The sequence below is a fragment of the Methanocaldococcus vulcanius M7 genome, from assembly GCF_000024625.1.
GTDB classification, from domain to species: domain Archaea; phylum AGJL01; class Methanococci; order Methanococcales; family Methanocaldococcaceae; genus Methanocaldococcus; species Methanocaldococcus vulcanius.
Map to the genome: position 1 here is coordinate 483751 of NC_013407.1, position 17291 is coordinate 501041.

Consider the following 17291-nt stretch of genomic DNA (forward strand, 5'->3'; position numbering starts at 1 on the left):
TTAATCACCTTTTTGCTCTTTATACTCGCATATTCTTTTAACAAATTCTTCAAAATCTGGCTTTTTTTCACTTAGATCTTTTAAAAATTCAGCTCTTTTATAGAGTTCATTTATTATCTCCTGCTCCGAACTTCCAATAAACTCTGCAATTCTTTTTAAAAGATAACTCTTTCCTGAAAATTTGAATGTATCTGTTTCAGGATCCCACCAAAAAACATCATGCAATATAATATCATCAATATTTGGGTCATATTCAACGATCTCTGTTATGGATTTAGTTCTTCTGACAAATCTTTCTTTATAGATTAATCGAATTTGCATACATATTGCATTTAGTTGTTCAAGCATAATTTTTGGAATGTTCATTGGCTCAGCGTTCAATCTTCTTATAACGGCCTCTGGTGATTTTGCATGTATTGTTGATAAAGCAAGATGTCCTGTTGTTATTGCTTGAAATAGTATCTTCGCTTCCTCTCCTCTGACCTCTCCAACGATTAAATAATCAGGCCTCTGTCTTAAAGCAGCTTTTAACAGATCCATCATGGTTATCTCGTATTCTTCTCCTCCAAAACCACTCCTTGTTGTTCCAGCGATCCAGTTTTCGTGATACAATCTGATCTCTGGTGTATCTTCAATAGACACGATCTTCATTTGAGGAGGAATAAAAAGAGAGAATGCATTTAGAAGGGTTGTTTTTCCAGTGGCGACTTCTCCGGCAACCATTACAGAGTTCTTGTATTCTATAAGCAACCAAAGGTATGCGAGCATCTCTGGAGAGATACTTCCGTATCTTATCAGGTCGGTTGGCAAAATAGGCGTGTGTGTAAATTTTCTTATTGTGAAGGTTGATCCAAATCTTGAAATGTCTTTTCCAAGGGTTACGTTTAACCTACTACCATCTGGAAGTGATCCATCTACTATTGGATTAGCCAGTGTTAAGGATTTTCCACATCTTTGAGCCAAAGATATACAAAAAGAATCCAATTCCTCATCGGTTTCAAATTTTATATTGGTTTTTAGATGCTCATATTTTCTGTGAAATACATAAACCGGTTTTCTTACACCAGTGCAGCTAATATCTTCTAAACTTTCATCTTTCATTAGGGCATCGATTTTTCCATAACCAAGTAGATATTTAACTAAAAAGTAAATTAATTTGTGTTTTGTTATTTCGTCAATTGAAAGCTTTAAATCATCAAAGATCTCTTTAATTTTTTCTTTTAAGTAATCTTCTAATTTTTCTTTATCTATCTCCTCAACAGGAACATCTAATAATACCTGCACAACTTTTCTTAATTTTAGAAATAACTCGATCTCTTCTTTTGTTAATATTGGTTCTACAACAATGTATTTTTTTATTTTCTCAACTTTATCATATCCAATTACAATATCTGCCATTCCAATTGCTTTTTTTTCATATATCTCTAAGTTTTTTATCTCCTCATAGACCTCTTTTAATATATCGATATAATCTTCCCCGTAATCTGGTTTTTTTACGGGTTTTTTTGATAAAACATCTTTTATCCCTATATTTTTATTTTTTAGGTTTATCTTGCTGTTTATATTGTTAATCAAATCCTTTATTTCCTTTATATTTAGATTTTTTAAGTTTTTTTTCATATTTATCACTCTACATCCACTAAGTAGGTGTTATTTATCTTTTTGGCTGAAATTTTGGAGATCTCTGATGAGCAGATTCTTTTTTTGAAAATGATGTTATTATCAAACCTATGAATGTAGGTTTTATTTTGATAGTATATGATAAAAGAGGCATTTTCAAATAGTACTTTACAGTTTAATGGTATTTTTACAAATAAGGTAATATTTCCTTCATTTGATAAAATCAAGGTATTGAGGATTTCTGAGGTTATTTTTTTGTCTATCTTATCAACATATTTATATTCACTTATGTTAATTAAATCTGAATAGATATTTGCTACAAAAATTATCAGCAGTATTGAGGAAGCGATAAGTAGTGTTGATTTAAGTATGATGTGCATACTATCCCATTACTAAATTATATATATAAATCTTTGAGTTATTAGGATAAAAGTATCTCACTGAGCCAGAATAGTTGATTGAAATATTGCCTCCGAAGGTATAGGAATTCTCTCCAAGATACTCAATATACAAAACCTTATTCGAAAAAGATGTAATATTATACAGGAAAATATACAGAGTGTCTCTTTCCATATATAGATCATAATCTACTCCCTCAATTGTGGAAATATTAAATGACATTTGATTTGTTGTATTGGATATATCTACATGACAATTTATGAGTTTAATATTATCTATATCAACGTCTCTTTTAGATCCAACACCACTACTGATTATATTCTTTATTATCTCTTTTATTTCATTAGATTGCAATGTTTTTTGTGTTTTAGAAACTTGTCCTAAGGCAAAATCTATTAAATTAGATCCCCACTCATAGGCCATAATAGAAAATACAAAAAGAGACATTATTACTAAAATTGTAGAGATGTATGTGTTCATTTATCTCCCCTTTTTACTAAGATATATTGCCAATCCAATAATTCCAAACCCAGCAATTATTCCAAAAAATACCACTAAATATGAGTATGGAAATTGATTTTTTGGGTTAGATTGATTATCTAAAATAATAACATCATCAATCGTTGATTTAAAAAATTTAACATATAAATGAGGTTCTACAAGATAGGCGGTAGAGTTTGAAATAAATATATCGTATTTTTTATTAAATGTGAAATTTCCTTTATAATTTTTTATAAGATAAGAGGATCCGTTATCTTTAATCGATGTAATATTTATTATTGCATATCCGAAGAAGTTTGAAGTGTTGAAGAACTTGGTATGATGAATTTCACAAATGTTAGAAATATTTGTCAAATAAATTAAACTTACAAGATTTTTACTTGTTTTGTTGTATTCTAAGATATATTTCCCATTCGTTTCAGCTAATTTATTTTCTGCAAGAATTAATACTTTTATATTTTCTGGAGGGCTTCTCAATCTAATTGATCCTCCAAGCGTTCCAACGTAATCTTCTATCACTGGTATCGTTATATTTAGGGTGTTATTTATTTTAGAAATGCTAAAATTGTAATAAAACAAAACAGATTGTGATGTATTTTTATATAACAAGTTTGAATAATTATACCCATATATTTTTTCATATAGGATAATTCCTGCAGATTTAACACAGTAAGGGTTGCCTGTTCCGTTTATGATGTCTTTAACATATGCAGTATCATTTTTTACGAGGATATAAAGATACTCATTATAGGGGATTAAAGCTTCGTTTTTATAGGAATGGTTAAGAGTTAGGTTATAGCTGATATTTTCTCCAGTTAAATTTTTTGAGGAATTTTCAAAGGCCACGATATTTGATAGAATTAACAAAAACATAATACATGTAATACATAAATATTTAATTTTCATAAGATCACCTTTTTACTTTTAACTGATTTCAAACGTTATTTTTTTATCAACTTCTCCGTATTTTGTTGAAGCCACGATTTCAAAGATTAGAGTATTTGGAACCTTAGTATGGTTTATGAGGATGTAGTAGGTTATATCTTCCTTTGAGTTTCCATTTAAGAAAAAACTTTTAGAGGGGCAGTTTAAATCAATTAAATCCAGTAAATTTGAAGTATTTATAGGAGTTCCGTTAGATGATGATGCATAGTATAATCTACCTTCTTCGTCATAGAATTTCATTGATGAAGAATAAGTTGTTCCATTGAAAAAGATGTACTGTCCGCTATAATTGTAGGGCTCTCCATCTCTATCCAGAAGTTGGTTATGATTATTTTCGTCGATATTTACAGAAGCCCAAGAGATGTTTGGGGTTAAACAGTATACTCTTGTATTTATATACATACCATCATCGATATTATTAATAAATTCCAGTTTTATTGCTTGAATAAATCTCTCTTCAGGGTTGTTTTCAATTTCAGAATCAGAATTTAGATCAAGATTTGTGAAATAATATGTTTGAATTGTAGAGATCTCAATTGGCTTTATAAAACTTCCAATCGATGCATCTATTGTTGGAGTTATCTTTTCAGTGGTTCCTTTAAATACATCATTACTCCAAGCATAGTATGCCGCTCCGATGACTATTGCCGTTCCTATGAGTAATAACATTGTAATTATTAATGACATTCCTGACTTGTTCATAATAAACACCACTAAGTTTATGTAAGTGTTTGTGTATATTTGTGATAAAATAAATTTTATAATATTTAAGATTATCTTAACCATAAAAATATTTCCATAAAATTTTTAGGTATTTGATTATTAGGGTATGATGTTTTAAAAATACGTGAGATGTTAAAGCATATATACTCTATTAATTGTATTACAGTATATAAAATTAGGGGCAATTATTATGAGATTTAAATATTTATTGTTGATTAGTTTATTGTTTTTCCTGGCATTGTTTTCAACTAATGGATTGGAGATAAAAGATATAGAATATAGTGATTCCACTCAGTATCTCATAATAACAGTAAGCAATCCAACAAAAGAGATTAACTCAAATATATCAATATATGGATATATTAATGGAACGTTAGATACCCAAGTAGAGATGATGAACTACACGATTCCCGAATATTCGCTAATGTTTATTAGAAAAAAAATGTTATTTAATGAAAAAGGATTACATACGGTAGTTGTAGTTATAAAAACAAAAAATATGACTTACACATTTTACAAAAAATTGAATATAACTTATGCATACAACAGTAAAGTCCCTGCTCCAGAAGAAAGTGTTTCTAAAAAAATAGAGATTGAAGGAGTTAGTTTTGAGATATGTCCTTATCCGTATCCTCCATTTTATGATTTTGTAGATGTATGTATACGAAATAATGATTATATACCTCACTATGTAAACGTTTCTTTTTCTGCATCGTTGCAGGGGCCTTATTATATAGTAAAAGACAATAAGATAATAAAATCTACGGTTCCTTCTAATGCTACTATCATAACTTCTTGGACGCCAGATATTTACGTTCCTCCAAAATCAAAAATCGTTATTCCAATAAAAGTTAATTTTTACTATTCCGGAGATTATGAGATAACAGTTAAAGCGGTTAGTGATGATCATTATTCCACTTCTGCGTCTATAAAAAACGAATCTGTGGTTTTGAAATCAATTATTGGGGATGAAATTAAGGTTTATAATGTTAAAATCTCCTGTCCTATTCTTCCATATAATATAACTTGCGAAGATGGCTATGATGATTATGCTCACTCAAACTGGTTTGATGTTAAGTTATACAATACAGTAGATTATGATGTGTATGGAACCTTGGAGGTATTTCTATGTAAAAAAGAAGGAAACGATCTTCTTATTTTAGATAATAAAACTATTAATAAATATTTTGTAGCTGGAGATCTTAATGAAGGATATGTTATTCCAATAAAACTTAATACTTCCGCAATAAATCCTTATGATTCAAATTTTGAAATATTTATACTTTGCAAAACCGGGAATATGCAGACATTTTATAATAAAACATTTAAAAAGCCCATTACTATAAACAATTTGAATATAACTAACTATCCTCAACACTACTACTTTGTTGACGACACCATATTTTATGATGTTTATGTTAATATAACCAACAACATGAACAAAAAAATATATGCAAATGTATCGATGACAGATATATATAATCGTACATACTCTCAAGAAGTAGAACTAAATAGAAGCTACAATTTAATAAAATTCAAGGGATTAAAAATTGATGCAAAAGATCTTTCTCATGAAGGAAGTATAAAATTAAACTTTACTATAACTGCAATAACGCCCCCATATACTAAATATTATACAATAAAGAGTAATAAAAGCATTGATCTTTCTTTAATTCCAACTCCACCAGTTTACGTATGTAGTGATTTAAATGATGAAATATATGTTGGGTATTATCAAAATTTATCATTTAGTATAAAAAAAGTAGTTGGAAGGAATGTTGAAGCAAGAGTGTTTATTACTGTCCCAAAAGAAATAAAAAATTACACATTTTTTGAAGAAAAGTATGTTAATATAAAAACTATGAAAGAAGTTCCTGTAAATATTGAAACATTATTTTTGAAAGAGTATAATGGTCCCATATATATTCACGTAGACACAAATATGGGTGTTAGGGAGTGTGTAGTCGCAAGAATAGTAAATGCAAAGCCAATTGTATCATGTGATGACGTAGAAATTAACAACTATACTGTTTTTATAAAAATAAGAAACTGGACTCAGGGTTTTGTAAAGAATGAACCAATTGTTGGTTATCCAGTTAATATAACCGTTTTTTTAAAGAGTGAAGTTCCAAATTTAAAAAACGTAAAAATTTGGGCTGCTGCAATGAATGAAAAAGGAAATTTAATAAATTGTAGCGAAGTAAAGACGATAAATATTTATGGAACATATAGAAAAGTTAAGCTTAAAGTTTTATTTAATAATTCTTTAGAAGGATACTTAGTTATATTTGCAAAAACTGGAAAAGCAATTATTCCACTGTATTACAAACCGATCATGGTTACTTATCCAATAATTTTTAATTTGGAATACAACCCATCAGATCCTTGGGCAAACTTAACACTCTCTCACAATTATCAGGTTCCTATAAAGATCAATGCTTCTATTGATGGATACTCAAAAATAATAACAATTTATCCTTATAAAGAGACAAAAGTTCCGTTCTATGTTGATAAAAATAGGAATAATATAACTGTTAAAATATCCATTCTTGAAAATATTTCTTCTATAAAAAATTTCCAAAAAACATTCTATTTTTTAACATTAAAAAAAGAAAGTAAAATTTATCACATAAAAAATGAATCTTTAATAAATGAGTCCCTTCAAAATATAACTCAACTTAATAACATTACTAACAAAAAGAAATCAAATATAACAACCCATATTCCACCTATAAGAAAAAATGAGAGTGTAAATAACTTCACAATTCCTCCAAATATCCAAACAGGATCATCCCCTCAAAAATACAATATTTCAAAAAAAGAATTGGAATTATTCTACAACATAACTGGAATAACTGCATTTAAAAACTTTATTTTATCCAATATAAGAAATATGATACTACTATTAATCACTGCTATGATCGTGACAGTGATCGCTCTACTGCTGTATGAACCTACACGTCCGAAGATAATATCACTCATTGCAACAATACTCTACAAATTAAAACTCAGAGAACGGAAAGAATCAAAAGAAAAAATAGGAAAATTACCAAAACCTCCAAAGATTTACATTAGAGAGGTTATATATTCCCTTGGAGATGTTGTAACAATTGAATTGTATTCTGATTGGAACTTTGGAGAAAGTTTATACATCCTATCTCCAAGTAATAAAAAATACAGAATAAAACTTCAAAAATTGGATGATAAGAGATATGTAGGGGTGTTTAAAATCCCTGAAAATGAAAAAACTGGGCAATATTATGTTATTTACGAACCTGAGAATCTTCCTCTTGCTGGATTTTTAGTTATAGGGATCAAGGATAGAGAATAAATGTTAAACAAAAATAATAAGGATAAATTAAAATCATTGGTTTTAGTCCAGTTTTATCCTTCTACTTGCTTTTCTATTTGCCCAGCATTGGATACAAACCCCTACTGGCAGAGAGGCAGTGTGGCATCCAGCGATTTCAATAAATACATCTAAGGATGTTATTTTTCCTCCTAAACCCATTGCTCCAATGCCGAGTTTATTTATTTTTTCTAAAAGTTCTTTTTCGAGTTTTGCAATTTTCTCATCGGGATGTCTTTCTCCTATTTTTCTTAACAGTGCTTTCTTAGCTAATTTTAAAGCTATATCTGCGGTTCCTCCTATCCCAACGCCTACAACGATCGGAGGGCAAGGTTTTCCTCCAGCTTCTACCACTGTTTTTAAGATAAATTCTTTTACTCCCTTTATTCCATCTGATGGTGTTAACATTTTTAGGGCACTCATATTTTCGCTTCCTGCCCCTTTTGGGAAAACAGTTATTTCAATTTCTCTATTTAACTTTTCGTCAAATTCAACTTGTATAAATGGAGATTGTAAACCTACATTTGTTTTAAAGTTTTCTCTTGTTATGGGATGGACTACGTTTGGCCTTAGGGGGATTGTTTCGGTTGCTTTTTTCACACCTTCTTTTATATCTTCCATTATTTCCATTATTTCCGATGAGTTAATATTTTTTCCAATTTTTAAAAATATTATTGGAACCCCTGTGTCTTGACATAGAGGAACTTGTTTCTGTTCAGCGATTTTATTATTTTCTATTATTGCTTTTAATGTATTTTTTGATAGATTTTCTGTTTCTTCTGAATAAGCAACGTTTAATGCATTATTTACATCTTGGGGTAGCAAGACAACTGCCTCTTTAAATAACTCAACCACTATCTCTGATATATCCATGCTTTCTCACCTTTGGATGCTATTAAATAATGATTGTAGGTAGATGCAATAAAATAATATAACAATTATGTAATTATGATTATTGTAATTATTGAACGATAGTTAATATAAAATACCATAATGCACTGCCAATTTGTGATATAAGTAAGAAAAGAAAAATAAAAAAACTTAAAAGAACAGAACCAAATATATCATAAAATTAAAAATTAAAATTAAGACAGGACTAAAAAGTAATTTTCATTGTTTATCTATAGAGCACTTCTAAGTGTGCTGGTTCTTTGATTTTAACTTCTTTTTTACTCATAATTTTTTCTACTGCTTTTTTAAAGTCATCCATTGTTATGTAATCCCTTAGCTCTCTAATTGCGTTCATCCCTGCCTCAGTGCAGATTGCCTTTAACTCAGCCCCTACACAGCCCTCGGTCATCTTAGCGATCTCTTCCAGATTAACGTCCTTGTCGAGATTCATTTTCTTTGTATGAATCTTCAATATCTCTAATCTACCCTTCTCATCAGGAGCTGGGACTTCAATAATCCTATCAAATCTTCCAGGTCTTAATATTGCAGGATCTAAAATGTCAGGTCTGTTTGTGGCTCCAATTATTTTAACATCTCCTCTTGCATCAAATCCATCCATCTCTGCCAATAACTGCATTAATGTTCTCTGAACTTCCCTGTCTCCTCCAGTTAAAGCATCTGTTCTTTTTGCAGCAATGGCATCGATCTCATCTATGAATATGATTGAAGGTGCTTTCTCTTTTGCTAATTTAAATATGTCTTTAACTAACGAAGCTCCTTCTCCAATAAACTTTTTAACCAGTTCAGAACCAACGACTCTTATGAATGTAGCGTTTGTTTCTGTGGCAACTGCCTTTGCCAATAATGTCTTTCCAGTTCCTGGTGGTCCATAGAGTAGAATACCTTTTGGTGGCTCAATTCCAATTTTTTCGAACAATTCTGGATGTTTCAATGGAAGTTCAACGACTTCTCTAACTTCCTGAATCTGTTTTTCTAATCCTCCAATGTCCTCATATTTAACAGATGGCTTTTCATCTATCTCCATTGCCTTAGCCCTATAATCCTTGTTTTCAGGCAATACATCAACAACAGTTAATGTCTGCTGATTTAAACAAACTCTCTTTCCGGGAGTTAGGTCTTCTGGATTTACAAAGTGGGAGATGTTGACTAAAAAACTTGGCCCGGTCGAACTTTTAACAACTACTTTCCTTTCCCCTATCTTATCAACAACGGTTCCAACGATAAGGGGTGGAACTCTCATTCTATCAAGTTCTCTTCTAAGAATTTCATTTTCTTTCATCAATTGTAAGTTTTCTCGTTCAAGTTCTTTTTTTTCCAACTCTAATTTTAATATTCTACTTTCTAACTCTGCAATAACTGCTTTATCTTTTAACTGTTCTTTAACCGTATCCTCTCCAATATTCTCTTTTTCCTCTATTTTCTCACTATCTTCTTCTTTAAATTCAAATGATTTTTTTTCTTTTTTTAATTCTGCTGAAATGAATTCCTCAAAAACCATAATCATCACCAGTAAATTTAATTGAATCTGATAATTTAATGAGTTGATATTTTTGATGAAAAGTGTAATTGTGTTATATATTATTAATTGTAATGCAGGTATTTATATATCTATGGAATGTATTATCAAACATTTAAATAGAGGTAAGTAAAGATCATTAAGCATTATATAAAATTATCGAACTAAGATATAGAACATTTAACCTTCCCGATACATCAATTGCCTCATAATTTGTCCTAATGGCCCTCCAATTCTTAACATTTTTCCTTTTCTTAATTTATCAATTGCATTTTTCGTTGTTTCATAGTATCTCAGCACTTCCCTAACATCACTTTCACTCGTTCCAGATCCTCTCGCAATTCGTTTTATTCTTGACGCTTTAATAATTTTTGGATTTTCTCTCTCTTCCTTTGTCATGGAGCTTATAATTACCTTGTATCTTTTTATCTTGGATTCAGTTAAGTGAGAGAGTTCTTTTGGCATTCCTCCAAGTCCGGGAATCATACTCATAATCTTTTTCATAGATCCCATATTTTCAATTGCCTCTAATTGCGTCATCAACTCATTTAGAGTGAATTTACCTTTCATTATTGCGTCAATGCTCTCCTCTGTTTTCTCATCAACCATATCCTCAGCTTTCTCTAATAAACTGTCTAAGTCCCCCATTCCCAAGAGTCGAGATATGAATTTTTTTGGATCGAATGGTTCAAGGTCATCGATCCCCTCTCCCACACCAATAAATTTTATGGGTGCCTGTGTTTCTGCAACAGCACTTAACGCTCCACCTCCCTTGGCGGATCCATCCAACTTCGTAACTATTATGCTTCCAATCTCTCCAACTGCATCTTTAAATGCTTTGGCTTGTATTCTTGCTTGCTGTCCAATAGTTCCATCAATAACTAATATTATCTCATCAGGGTTAGTTATTTCTTTAATTTGTTTCATCTCTTCGAGAAGTCCTTTTTCTTCTTTATGTCTCCCAGCAGTGTCTATTATTAGAACATCAGCTTTTTTAAATTTTTGCATTCCTTCTTTAACGATCTCTACGGGATCTTTTGTTCTTGTCTCATCCCCATATAGTGGCACGTGAATCTTTTCTGCTAACTGTTTTAGTTGTTCATAGGCAGCTGGTCTGTAAGTGTCAGCAGCAATTAGAGCAGGTTTTAGACCTCTCTTTTGGACATATCTTGCTAATTTAGCAGCAGTTGTTGTTTTTCCACTTCCTTGAATCCCAATTAGCAATATCACGTTCTGTTTTTTTGGATTTAATTCGAGTTTTTTGGCTTCTTCTCCTAAGAGTTTAACGAGTTCTTCATAAACAATTTTTATAATATGTTCTTTCTTTGATAATCCTTTTGGTGTTTTTTCTTCCAAAGCTCTTCTTTCTATTTCTTTGCTCATCTTTAAAACTAATTTAACATTAACATCCGCCTGAATTAAAGCCCTTTGTATATCTTTTATAACCTCCTTTATTAGTTTTCTGTCAACAAAAGCAGCAGCTTTTAACTTATTTAGCGCCTTATTTAAATTTTCTCCTAATTTGTCGAGCATAATCATCACCATAAAAAGATTTATATATTTCCCCATCTTGTAAACAGATTATTTTCTATTTTTAGCAGATCTAATACTCTTCCAACTACGAAATCAATAATATCCTTTACTGTTTGTGGTTTGTGATAAAAGGCAGGGATTGGTGGCATAATAACTGCCCCTAAGTTTGATAGTTTTAACATATTCTCTAAGTGTATGCTGTTAAGTGGCATTTCTCTTGGCATAATTATTAATCTCCTTTTTTCTTTTAATGCAATATCACAAACCCTTACAATTAGATTTGAAGAAAATCCATTGGCAATTCCAGATAGGGTTTTCATTGAGCAGGGAATTACAACAACTGCGTCAAAATGATTAGATCCTGAGGCAACTGGGCTAAAAAAATCGTCATTTTCATAGTAGTTCGTTGATAATTCCGTGAGATCTTTCCAATCTACTCCGAGTTCTTCTTTGATTATCTTTTTTGCAGAGTTTGAAATAATTAGATCGGTATGAATATTTTTTTTATTTAAGATTTCTAATAACCGTTTCGCATAAATAACCCCACTTGCTCCTGTTATACAAACAACTACCCTCATAACTCCACCGTTTCTTAGTGAAATGCTTAATTTCATAATTTTGAATTATATATGTTTTTGATAGAGTGTAGAATATCATTATTTATTAATCAAACATTTTCTTTATGTATGGCTCGAATGGAACAATATCTTCTCTACTTCTTGGGCTTATAACTGCTACTTTTAGTTTTCTTTCTTCAGGGAGTAGATCGATAACGAGAGTTCCTGGTGTAGCGGTTATTGACCACGAGAGGAGTATTAATCCGGTAGGATTTTCAATTATAGATTCCATTTCAATAATTTGGGGCTCTATTTTTCCATTTATTGATCGTCTGACAACATCTACCCACGATTCTGTGATTGCCTTTATCAACACTGCTAAATATCCGATAGTTGCGAGCAATCTCATGGTGGTTCTCCTCATACATAATTGTTATTGTTGTAATTGTTGTATTTTATTGTCTTACTGTATTTTTATTATCTTCGTTATCTTTATTTTTATTGTTTTTCTTGGTTGATATTTTTGTATTGTTTATTTTTATTCCATTTGTATATATTGAAATTTCGAATATTTCGGTTAATTTATATGCTATCCCAAATGTATAAACATGATTATATACTAATATGCTTGTATTTGTTTTTATTTTTTAATATTTTATTGATCTTCTTCGTATTATTTTAGATTATTAAAGTTTCTTGTTGTATATTTTGTTTTCTTCTCTTGTGTGATTTTTATTTTATTGTTAACTTAAATCTTTTTATAGATAAGAAGGTTAAAAATATATAGGGAGTTATCTTTATTATTTATTTAAAATTATTTAAAATATAAAATAATTGAAAATAATTGTTAAAATTGTTAAAGATTGAGGTGAAGTATTATGGATGAAAATTTGAGACAGAAGGCAATGGCATTGGAGATATTTAATCAGCAACTTCAAATGATACAGAGTGAAATAACATCCATTAGAGCTTTAAAATCAGAGATCCTTAATTCAATTGAAACAATTGAGAATATAAATGCTAATGAAGAAACATTAATTCCAGTAGGTCCGGGAGTGTTTTTAAAAGCGAAGATTGTTGATGATAAAGCGTTGATTGGTGTAAAATCAGATATTTATGTTGAAAAGTCATTTAAAGAGGTAATTGAAGATCTAAAAAAGTCGGTAGATGACTTAGATAAGGCAGAAAAAGAAGGATTGAAAAAGGCAGAGGAATTATCAAAAGCAATTGCCAATTTAAGAAGAGAATTACAATTGGAAATGCAGAAGGTCCAACAAAAAGAGCAAGAAAATAAGAAAAATGAAGAAAATTAAGTATTTAGGGTCTAATAATTATTCAATTGGTTTTTGATAGATCCTTTCTCTTGCATTGTATGTTTTAAACAATTTTTTTGCTTCTCCATGAAGAATTTCTGTTTTTCCAAGTATCAGAAATCCTCCAGGATTTAACGCTTCATAAAATTTTAAAAAAATTTCCTCTTGAATTTTCTTGTCAAAGTAAATTATCACATTTCTACATAACACCATATCCATATTTTTTAATGGAGGATCTTTTATTAAATCATGAAATTGAAACTTAACAAATTTTTTTAAGGTATTTTTTACCATATACTCTTCTTCATTAAGTTTTATAAAGTATTTTTCTATTATCTCAGGAGGAAGATTTTTCAGTTGTTTTGCTTGATAAACTCCCTTTCTTGCTTTTGCAAGTATTTCTTTATCTATGTCAGTTGCAGTTATAACTGCATTTAGCAACTTTCTCTTATATTTTTCCATCGCTTCGCTTAAAATTATTGCAATACCATACGGCTCCTCTCCGGATGAACAACCTGCACTCCATATTCTTATTTTTCTTACCTTTCTATCTTTTACCCACCCTTCTATAATCTTCTGAATTTCCCTATAAACAGTTATATCCCTCCAAAATTCTGTAACGTTTACAGTTAATGTTTCTGCCAATTTTTCATTTTCATCTTCATGACTTTTTAAATATTCGTAATATTCCTTAAACGAACTGCATTTTGTAGCTTTCATTCTAACTTTGATTCTTCTCATCACATAACTATCTTTATACTGCGTAACATCAATTTTTAAAACATTTTTTATATGGTTTAGTATTCTTTTGAAATACATCTGTTCGATTGGTGTTAACTTCTCAGTGTCATTCACCCCTCCCATTATACAACCCCCACTACGTATTTTGTCAACTTCTACTGTTGGTAGGATCTGCAAAATGTGCAGATTGCAAATTAATAATATGTTGAAAACATGTATTTAAATAGTATATATTTTAAACCATTTCAGTAGTAAATTTTTATATTTGGGTATTTTATAGTATGTGTTTTGTTTTTACTATCCTGCTAAAAATTTGAGCACAATAATCGTTAAACTTAAAAATAAAAATAGTAAAATTAACAGTATCCAAAGAGTTTTTATATTGGGAATTGTGAAATAACTACCAAATATTATATTCTAAAAAACTTATCTGGTAATCAAATTTTATTTTTATTTTTTAAATAACTCAATTTTTGCAGATTTACCTCAATTCTTTAAAGTTTAAAATTAACAAGAGGGATCATTATGAAAGTTAGAATATTTGACACTACTTTGAGAGATGGAGAACAAACTCCCGGTGTTTCACTAACTCCAAGTGATAAACTGGAAATTGCAAGAAAATTGGATGAGTTGGGTGTCGATGTAATAGAAGCAGGTTCTGCAATAACATCTAAGGGGGAAAGAGAAGGAATAAAGTTAATAACAAAAGAAGGTTTAAATGCAGAGATATGCTCATTCGTGAGAGCTTTACCGATTGATATTGACGCAGCAGTTGAGTGCGATGTAGATAGTGTCCATCTTGTAGTGCCAACATCTCCTATACATATAAAGTATAAACTTAGAAAAACAGAAGATGAGGTTTTAGAGACAGCTTTAAAGGCCGTTGAATATGCAAAAGATCACGGATTGATTGTAGAGTTGTCTGCAGAAGACGCTACAAGAAGTGATGTCAATTTTTTAATAAAGTTGTTCAATGAAGGAAAAAAGGTTGGGGCAGATAGGGTTTGTGTATGTGATACTGTTGGAATCTTAACTCCTCAAAAAAGTCAGGAATTATTTAAAAAGATAAGTGAAAATGTTGATCTGCCTGTCTCAGTTCACTGTCATAATGATTTTGGAATGGCCACAGCGAATACTTGCTCAGCAGTTTTAGGAGGGGCAGTTCAGTGTCACGTAACGATCAATGGAGTTGGAGAAAGGGCAGGAAACGCCTCTTTAGAAGAGGTTGTAAGTGCATTAACAGTACTTTACAACTACAAAACCAACGTAAAAATGGAAAAGTTATATGAAGTTTCGAGATTGGTTTCAAGATTGATGAAACTTCCTGTGCCTCCAAACAAAGCGATCGTTGGGGATAATGCATTTGCTCACGAGGCAGGAATACACGTTGATGGATTAATAAAAAATACTGAGACGTATGAGCCAATAAAACCTGAGATGGTCGGAAATAGGAGGAGAATAATATTGGGAAAACATTCTGGAAGAAAAGCATTAAAGTATAAACTTGATCTGATGGGTATAAAAGTTAATGAAGATCAGTTAAATAAAATATATGAAAAAATAAAAGAGTTTGGAGATCTTGGAAAATACATTTCAGATGCAGATCTCCTGGCAATAATTAGGGAGGTTTTAGGTAAAGAAATAGAGGAAAAGATAAAATTAGATGAGTTAACGGTGGTTTCTGGAAACAAGATCACTCCGATTGCTTCTGTTAAGCTTCACTATAAAGGAGAGGATATAACGTTAATAGAAACTGCCTATGGAGTTGGGCCTGTCGATGCGGCAATAAATGCAGTAAGAAAGGCAATAAGTGGTGTTGCAGATGTTAAATTGGAGGAATATAGGGTAGAGGCAATTGGAGGAGGAACAGATGCTTTAATTGAGGTAAGGGTAAAGTTAAGAAAGGGAATGGATATTGTAGAGGTTAAAAAAGCAGATGCAGATATAATAAGAGCATCTGTTGATGCAGTTATGGAAGGAATAAATTTACTTCTCAGTTAAAAATTAAAGATTAAAAATAACATTAAAAAATAAAAAATAGAGAGAGATTAATGTTTAAATCCTAATAGTTTCTTAGATTATGGTTTAAGTGTTAACTTTAACTTCTTTCACTTCTTTTTCTGTTTTACCTTCCCCATTAATTTCTTCTTTTTCGTTCTCATCGGTTTTTTCTTCTCCATACAGTATTTTTGCAATTTCTTTTAATGTCTCAATACCCTTTGCCTCTGTTCTTAAAAGAGGGACATATGCAATAACTTTATCTCCGAATTTCTCTTTGATCATTTCTAATCTTTTTAATTGAAGTTCTCTCCTTGCTCTACAAAAATCACACTGCACATCTTCCGGGATGAGTTGATTTACAATAACCGCATCAATTGGAATTCCATACTTTTGAAGAGCTTTCATTGCTCTCTCGCTTTCCAAAATACTCATCTCCTCTGGAATAACGACCAATCTAAATGCAGTCCTCTCTGGATCTGATAAGATGTTTCTCGCTCTGACTATTCTCTCTTTCATCTTCTCTAATTCTTCTAACATTTTATCATAGTCAATATCCTCATCTTTTCCTCCAAAGGGTAAAAATCTTTTCATCATCTTCATAAATCCACTCATCTGTTTTCTTAATTTGATCATCTTTGTCATATACTTGTCCATAACCTCAGGCATACCTAAAAATCTTAATGTATGTCCGGTTGGGGCTGTATCGAATATAACAACATCAAATTCATTGCTATCCATATATTTGAGGAAAACATCAAAGGCAGCACTTTCATCAGTTCCGGGAGATAAAGAGGCCATCTCTAACTGATCCTCTAACATCTCTCCTAAGAATGGATTTTCATCCATCTGTGCTTTTAGTTTTTCTTTATACTCTTCCATTGCCTTCTGTGGGTCTATTTCCACAACATACAGGTTATCAAAGCCCTTAACTTTTGTTGGTTCATGTCCAAACTCTTGTTCAAATATATCCCTCAAGGAGTGAGCAGGGTCTGTTGAAACAATTACAACTTTTAAACCTTTCTGAGACAAATAAACTCCTGTCGCAGCACTCATTGTTGTTTTTCCAACTCCTCCCTTACCTCCAAACATTATATATTTTGTTCCATCTTTTTTTTCTAATTTTTTTTCAGTAATTCCTCTTAATGAGTTTATAGAATTTTTAATTTTTGTTAACATGCTAA

General features: G+C 30.8%; 15 protein-coding genes. 3 read left to right on the forward strand and 12 right to left on the reverse strand.

Annotated elements, in window-relative coordinates; translation table 11 throughout:
• From METVU_RS02525 to METVU_RS02545, 5 genes are read right to left on the reverse strand one after another with little or no spacing between them, the layout of a single operon-like run.
• Complete coding sequence (locus tag METVU_RS02525) at positions 1-1620, reverse strand: type II/IV secretion system ATPase subunit (protein WP_015732592.1); 1620 nt, start codon at positions 1618-1620, stop codon at positions 1-3.
• Positions 1621-1625: 5 nt separating this feature from the next.
• Positions 1626-2000 (reverse strand): hypothetical protein, encoded by a 375-nt coding sequence (locus tag METVU_RS02530; protein WP_015732593.1) that lies wholly within the window; start codon positions 1998-2000, stop codon positions 1626-1628.
• Position 2001: 1 nt separating this feature from the next.
• Positions 2002-2499 carry a hypothetical protein gene (locus tag METVU_RS02535; protein ID WP_015732594.1) on the reverse strand — a complete coding sequence of 166 codons (498 nt, stop codon included), beginning with the start codon at positions 2497-2499 and terminating at the stop codon, positions 2002-2004.
• Positions 2500-3426 (reverse strand): hypothetical protein, encoded by a 927-nt coding sequence (locus METVU_RS02540; RefSeq protein WP_015732595.1) that lies wholly within the window; start codon positions 3424-3426, stop codon positions 2500-2502.
• 18 nt (positions 3427-3444) lie between these two features.
• Positions 3445-4167, reverse strand: a complete 723-nt coding sequence (locus METVU_RS02545) for a hypothetical protein (RefSeq protein ID WP_048196734.1) — start codon at positions 4165-4167, stop codon at positions 3445-3447.
• Between the two features lie 211 nt (positions 4168-4378).
• Between METVU_RS02545 and METVU_RS02550 the strand changes: the two genes are divergently transcribed.
• Positions 4379-7519 (forward strand): hypothetical protein, encoded by a 3141-nt coding sequence (locus tag METVU_RS02550; RefSeq protein ID WP_015732597.1) that lies wholly within the window; start codon positions 4379-4381, stop codon positions 7517-7519.
• A gap of 42 nt (positions 7520-7561) precedes the next feature.
• Here the strand turns inward: METVU_RS02550 and METVU_RS02555 are convergent, their stop codons facing one another.
• The 5 genes from METVU_RS02555 to METVU_RS02575 form a co-directional block, all read right to left on the reverse strand.
• Complete coding sequence (locus tag METVU_RS02555) at positions 7562-8410, reverse strand: fumarate hydratase (protein WP_015732598.1); 849 nt, start codon at positions 8408-8410, stop codon at positions 7562-7564.
• A gap of 244 nt (positions 8411-8654) precedes the next feature.
• Positions 8655-9947 carry a proteasome-activating nucleotidase gene (locus METVU_RS02560; RefSeq protein WP_048196736.1) on the reverse strand — a complete coding sequence of 431 codons (1293 nt, stop codon included), beginning with the start codon at positions 9945-9947 and terminating at the stop codon, positions 8655-8657.
• Positions 9948-10145: 198 nt separating this feature from the next.
• Entirely contained in the window at positions 10146-11498 is a 1353-nt protein-coding gene (locus tag METVU_RS02565; protein WP_015732600.1) for a signal recognition particle protein Srp54, read from the reverse strand.
• A 20-nt stretch (positions 11499-11518) separates the two neighbouring features.
• Positions 11519-12076 carry a UbiX family flavin prenyltransferase gene (locus METVU_RS02570; protein WP_015732601.1) on the reverse strand — a complete coding sequence of 186 codons (558 nt, stop codon included), beginning with the start codon at positions 12074-12076 and terminating at the stop codon, positions 11519-11521.
• Between the two features lie 85 nt (positions 12077-12161).
• Positions 12162-12464, reverse strand: a complete 303-nt coding sequence (locus METVU_RS02575; protein ID WP_015732602.1) for a monovalent cation/H+ antiporter subunit E — start codon at positions 12462-12464, stop codon at positions 12162-12164.
• Between the two features lie 469 nt (positions 12465-12933).
• On the opposite strand from METVU_RS02575, the gene pfdA reads away from it, so the two are divergent.
• Complete coding sequence (gene pfdA / locus METVU_RS02580; protein WP_015732603.1) at positions 12934-13368, forward strand: prefoldin subunit alpha; 435 nt, start codon at positions 12934-12936, stop codon at positions 13366-13368.
• An 18-nt stretch (positions 13369-13386) separates the two neighbouring features.
• On the opposite strand, the gene METVU_RS02585 is transcribed toward pfdA, so the two are convergent.
• Positions 13387-14232, reverse strand: coding sequence for a CheR family methyltransferase (locus METVU_RS02585; RefSeq protein ID WP_015732604.1), 846 nt, complete (start codon positions 14230-14232; stop codon positions 13387-13389).
• A 402-nt stretch (positions 14233-14634) separates the two neighbouring features.
• Between METVU_RS02585 and METVU_RS02590 the strand changes: the two genes are divergently transcribed.
• Positions 14635-16110 (forward strand): 2-isopropylmalate synthase, encoded by a 1476-nt coding sequence (locus METVU_RS02590; protein WP_015732605.1) that lies wholly within the window; start codon positions 14635-14637, stop codon positions 16108-16110.
• A gap of 84 nt (positions 16111-16194) precedes the next feature.
• Here METVU_RS02590 and METVU_RS02595 read toward each other — a convergent pair whose 3' ends face one another.
• Complete coding sequence (locus METVU_RS02595) at positions 16195-17286, reverse strand: TRC40/GET3/ArsA family transport-energizing ATPase (protein WP_015732606.1); 1092 nt, start codon at positions 17284-17286, stop codon at positions 16195-16197.
• Between the last annotated feature and the right edge of the window lie 5 nt (positions 17287-17291).

Excerpts from the sequence above, each read along its gene's own strand:
- METVU_RS02535 (WP_015732594.1), bottom strand. The coding sequence starts at position 2,499 with ATGAACACATACATCTCTACAATTTTAGTAATAATGTCTCTTTTTGTA.
- METVU_RS02545 (WP_048196734.1), bottom strand. The coding sequence starts at position 4,167 with ATGAACAAGTCAGGAATGTCATTAATAATTACAATGTTATTACTCATA.
- METVU_RS02575 (WP_015732602.1), bottom strand. The coding sequence starts at position 12,464 with ATGAGATTGCTCGCAACTATCGGATATTTAGCAGTGTTGATAAAGGCA.
- METVU_RS02570 (WP_015732601.1), bottom strand. The coding sequence starts at position 12,076 with ATGAGGGTAGTTGTTTGTATAACAGGAGCAAGTGGGGTTATTTATGCG.
- pfdA (WP_015732603.1), top strand. The coding sequence starts at position 12,934 with ATGGATGAAAATTTGAGACAGAAGGCAATGGCATTGGAGATATTTAAT.
- METVU_RS02540 (WP_015732595.1), bottom strand. The coding sequence starts at position 3,426 with ATGAAAATTAAATATTTATGTATTACATGTATTATGTTTTTGTTAATT.
- METVU_RS02585 (WP_015732604.1), bottom strand. The coding sequence starts at position 14,232 with ATGGGAGGGGTGAATGACACTGAGAAGTTAACACCAATCGAACAGATG.
- METVU_RS02525 (WP_015732592.1), bottom strand. The coding sequence starts at position 1,620 with ATGAAAAAAAACTTAAAAAATCTAAATATAAAGGAAATAAAGGATTTG.
- METVU_RS02555 (WP_015732598.1), bottom strand. The coding sequence starts at position 8,410 with ATGGATATATCAGAGATAGTGGTTGAGTTATTTAAAGAGGCAGTTGTC.
- METVU_RS02550 (WP_015732597.1), top strand. The coding sequence starts at position 4,379 with ATGAGATTTAAATATTTATTGTTGATTAGTTTATTGTTTTTCCTGGCA.
- METVU_RS02565 (WP_015732600.1), bottom strand. The coding sequence starts at position 11,498 with ATGCTCGACAAATTAGGAGAAAATTTAAATAAGGCGCTAAATAAGTTA.
- METVU_RS02560 (WP_048196736.1), bottom strand. The coding sequence starts at position 9,947 with ATGGTTTTTGAGGAATTCATTTCAGCAGAATTAAAAAAAGAAAAAAAA.
- METVU_RS02590 (WP_015732605.1), top strand. The coding sequence starts at position 14,635 with ATGAAAGTTAGAATATTTGACACTACTTTGAGAGATGGAGAACAAACT.
- METVU_RS02595 (WP_015732606.1), bottom strand. The coding sequence starts at position 17,286 with ATGTTAACAAAAATTAAAAATTCTATAAACTCATTAAGAGGAATTACT.
- METVU_RS02530 (WP_015732593.1), bottom strand. The coding sequence starts at position 2,000 with ATGCACATCATACTTAAATCAACACTACTTATCGCTTCCTCAATACTG.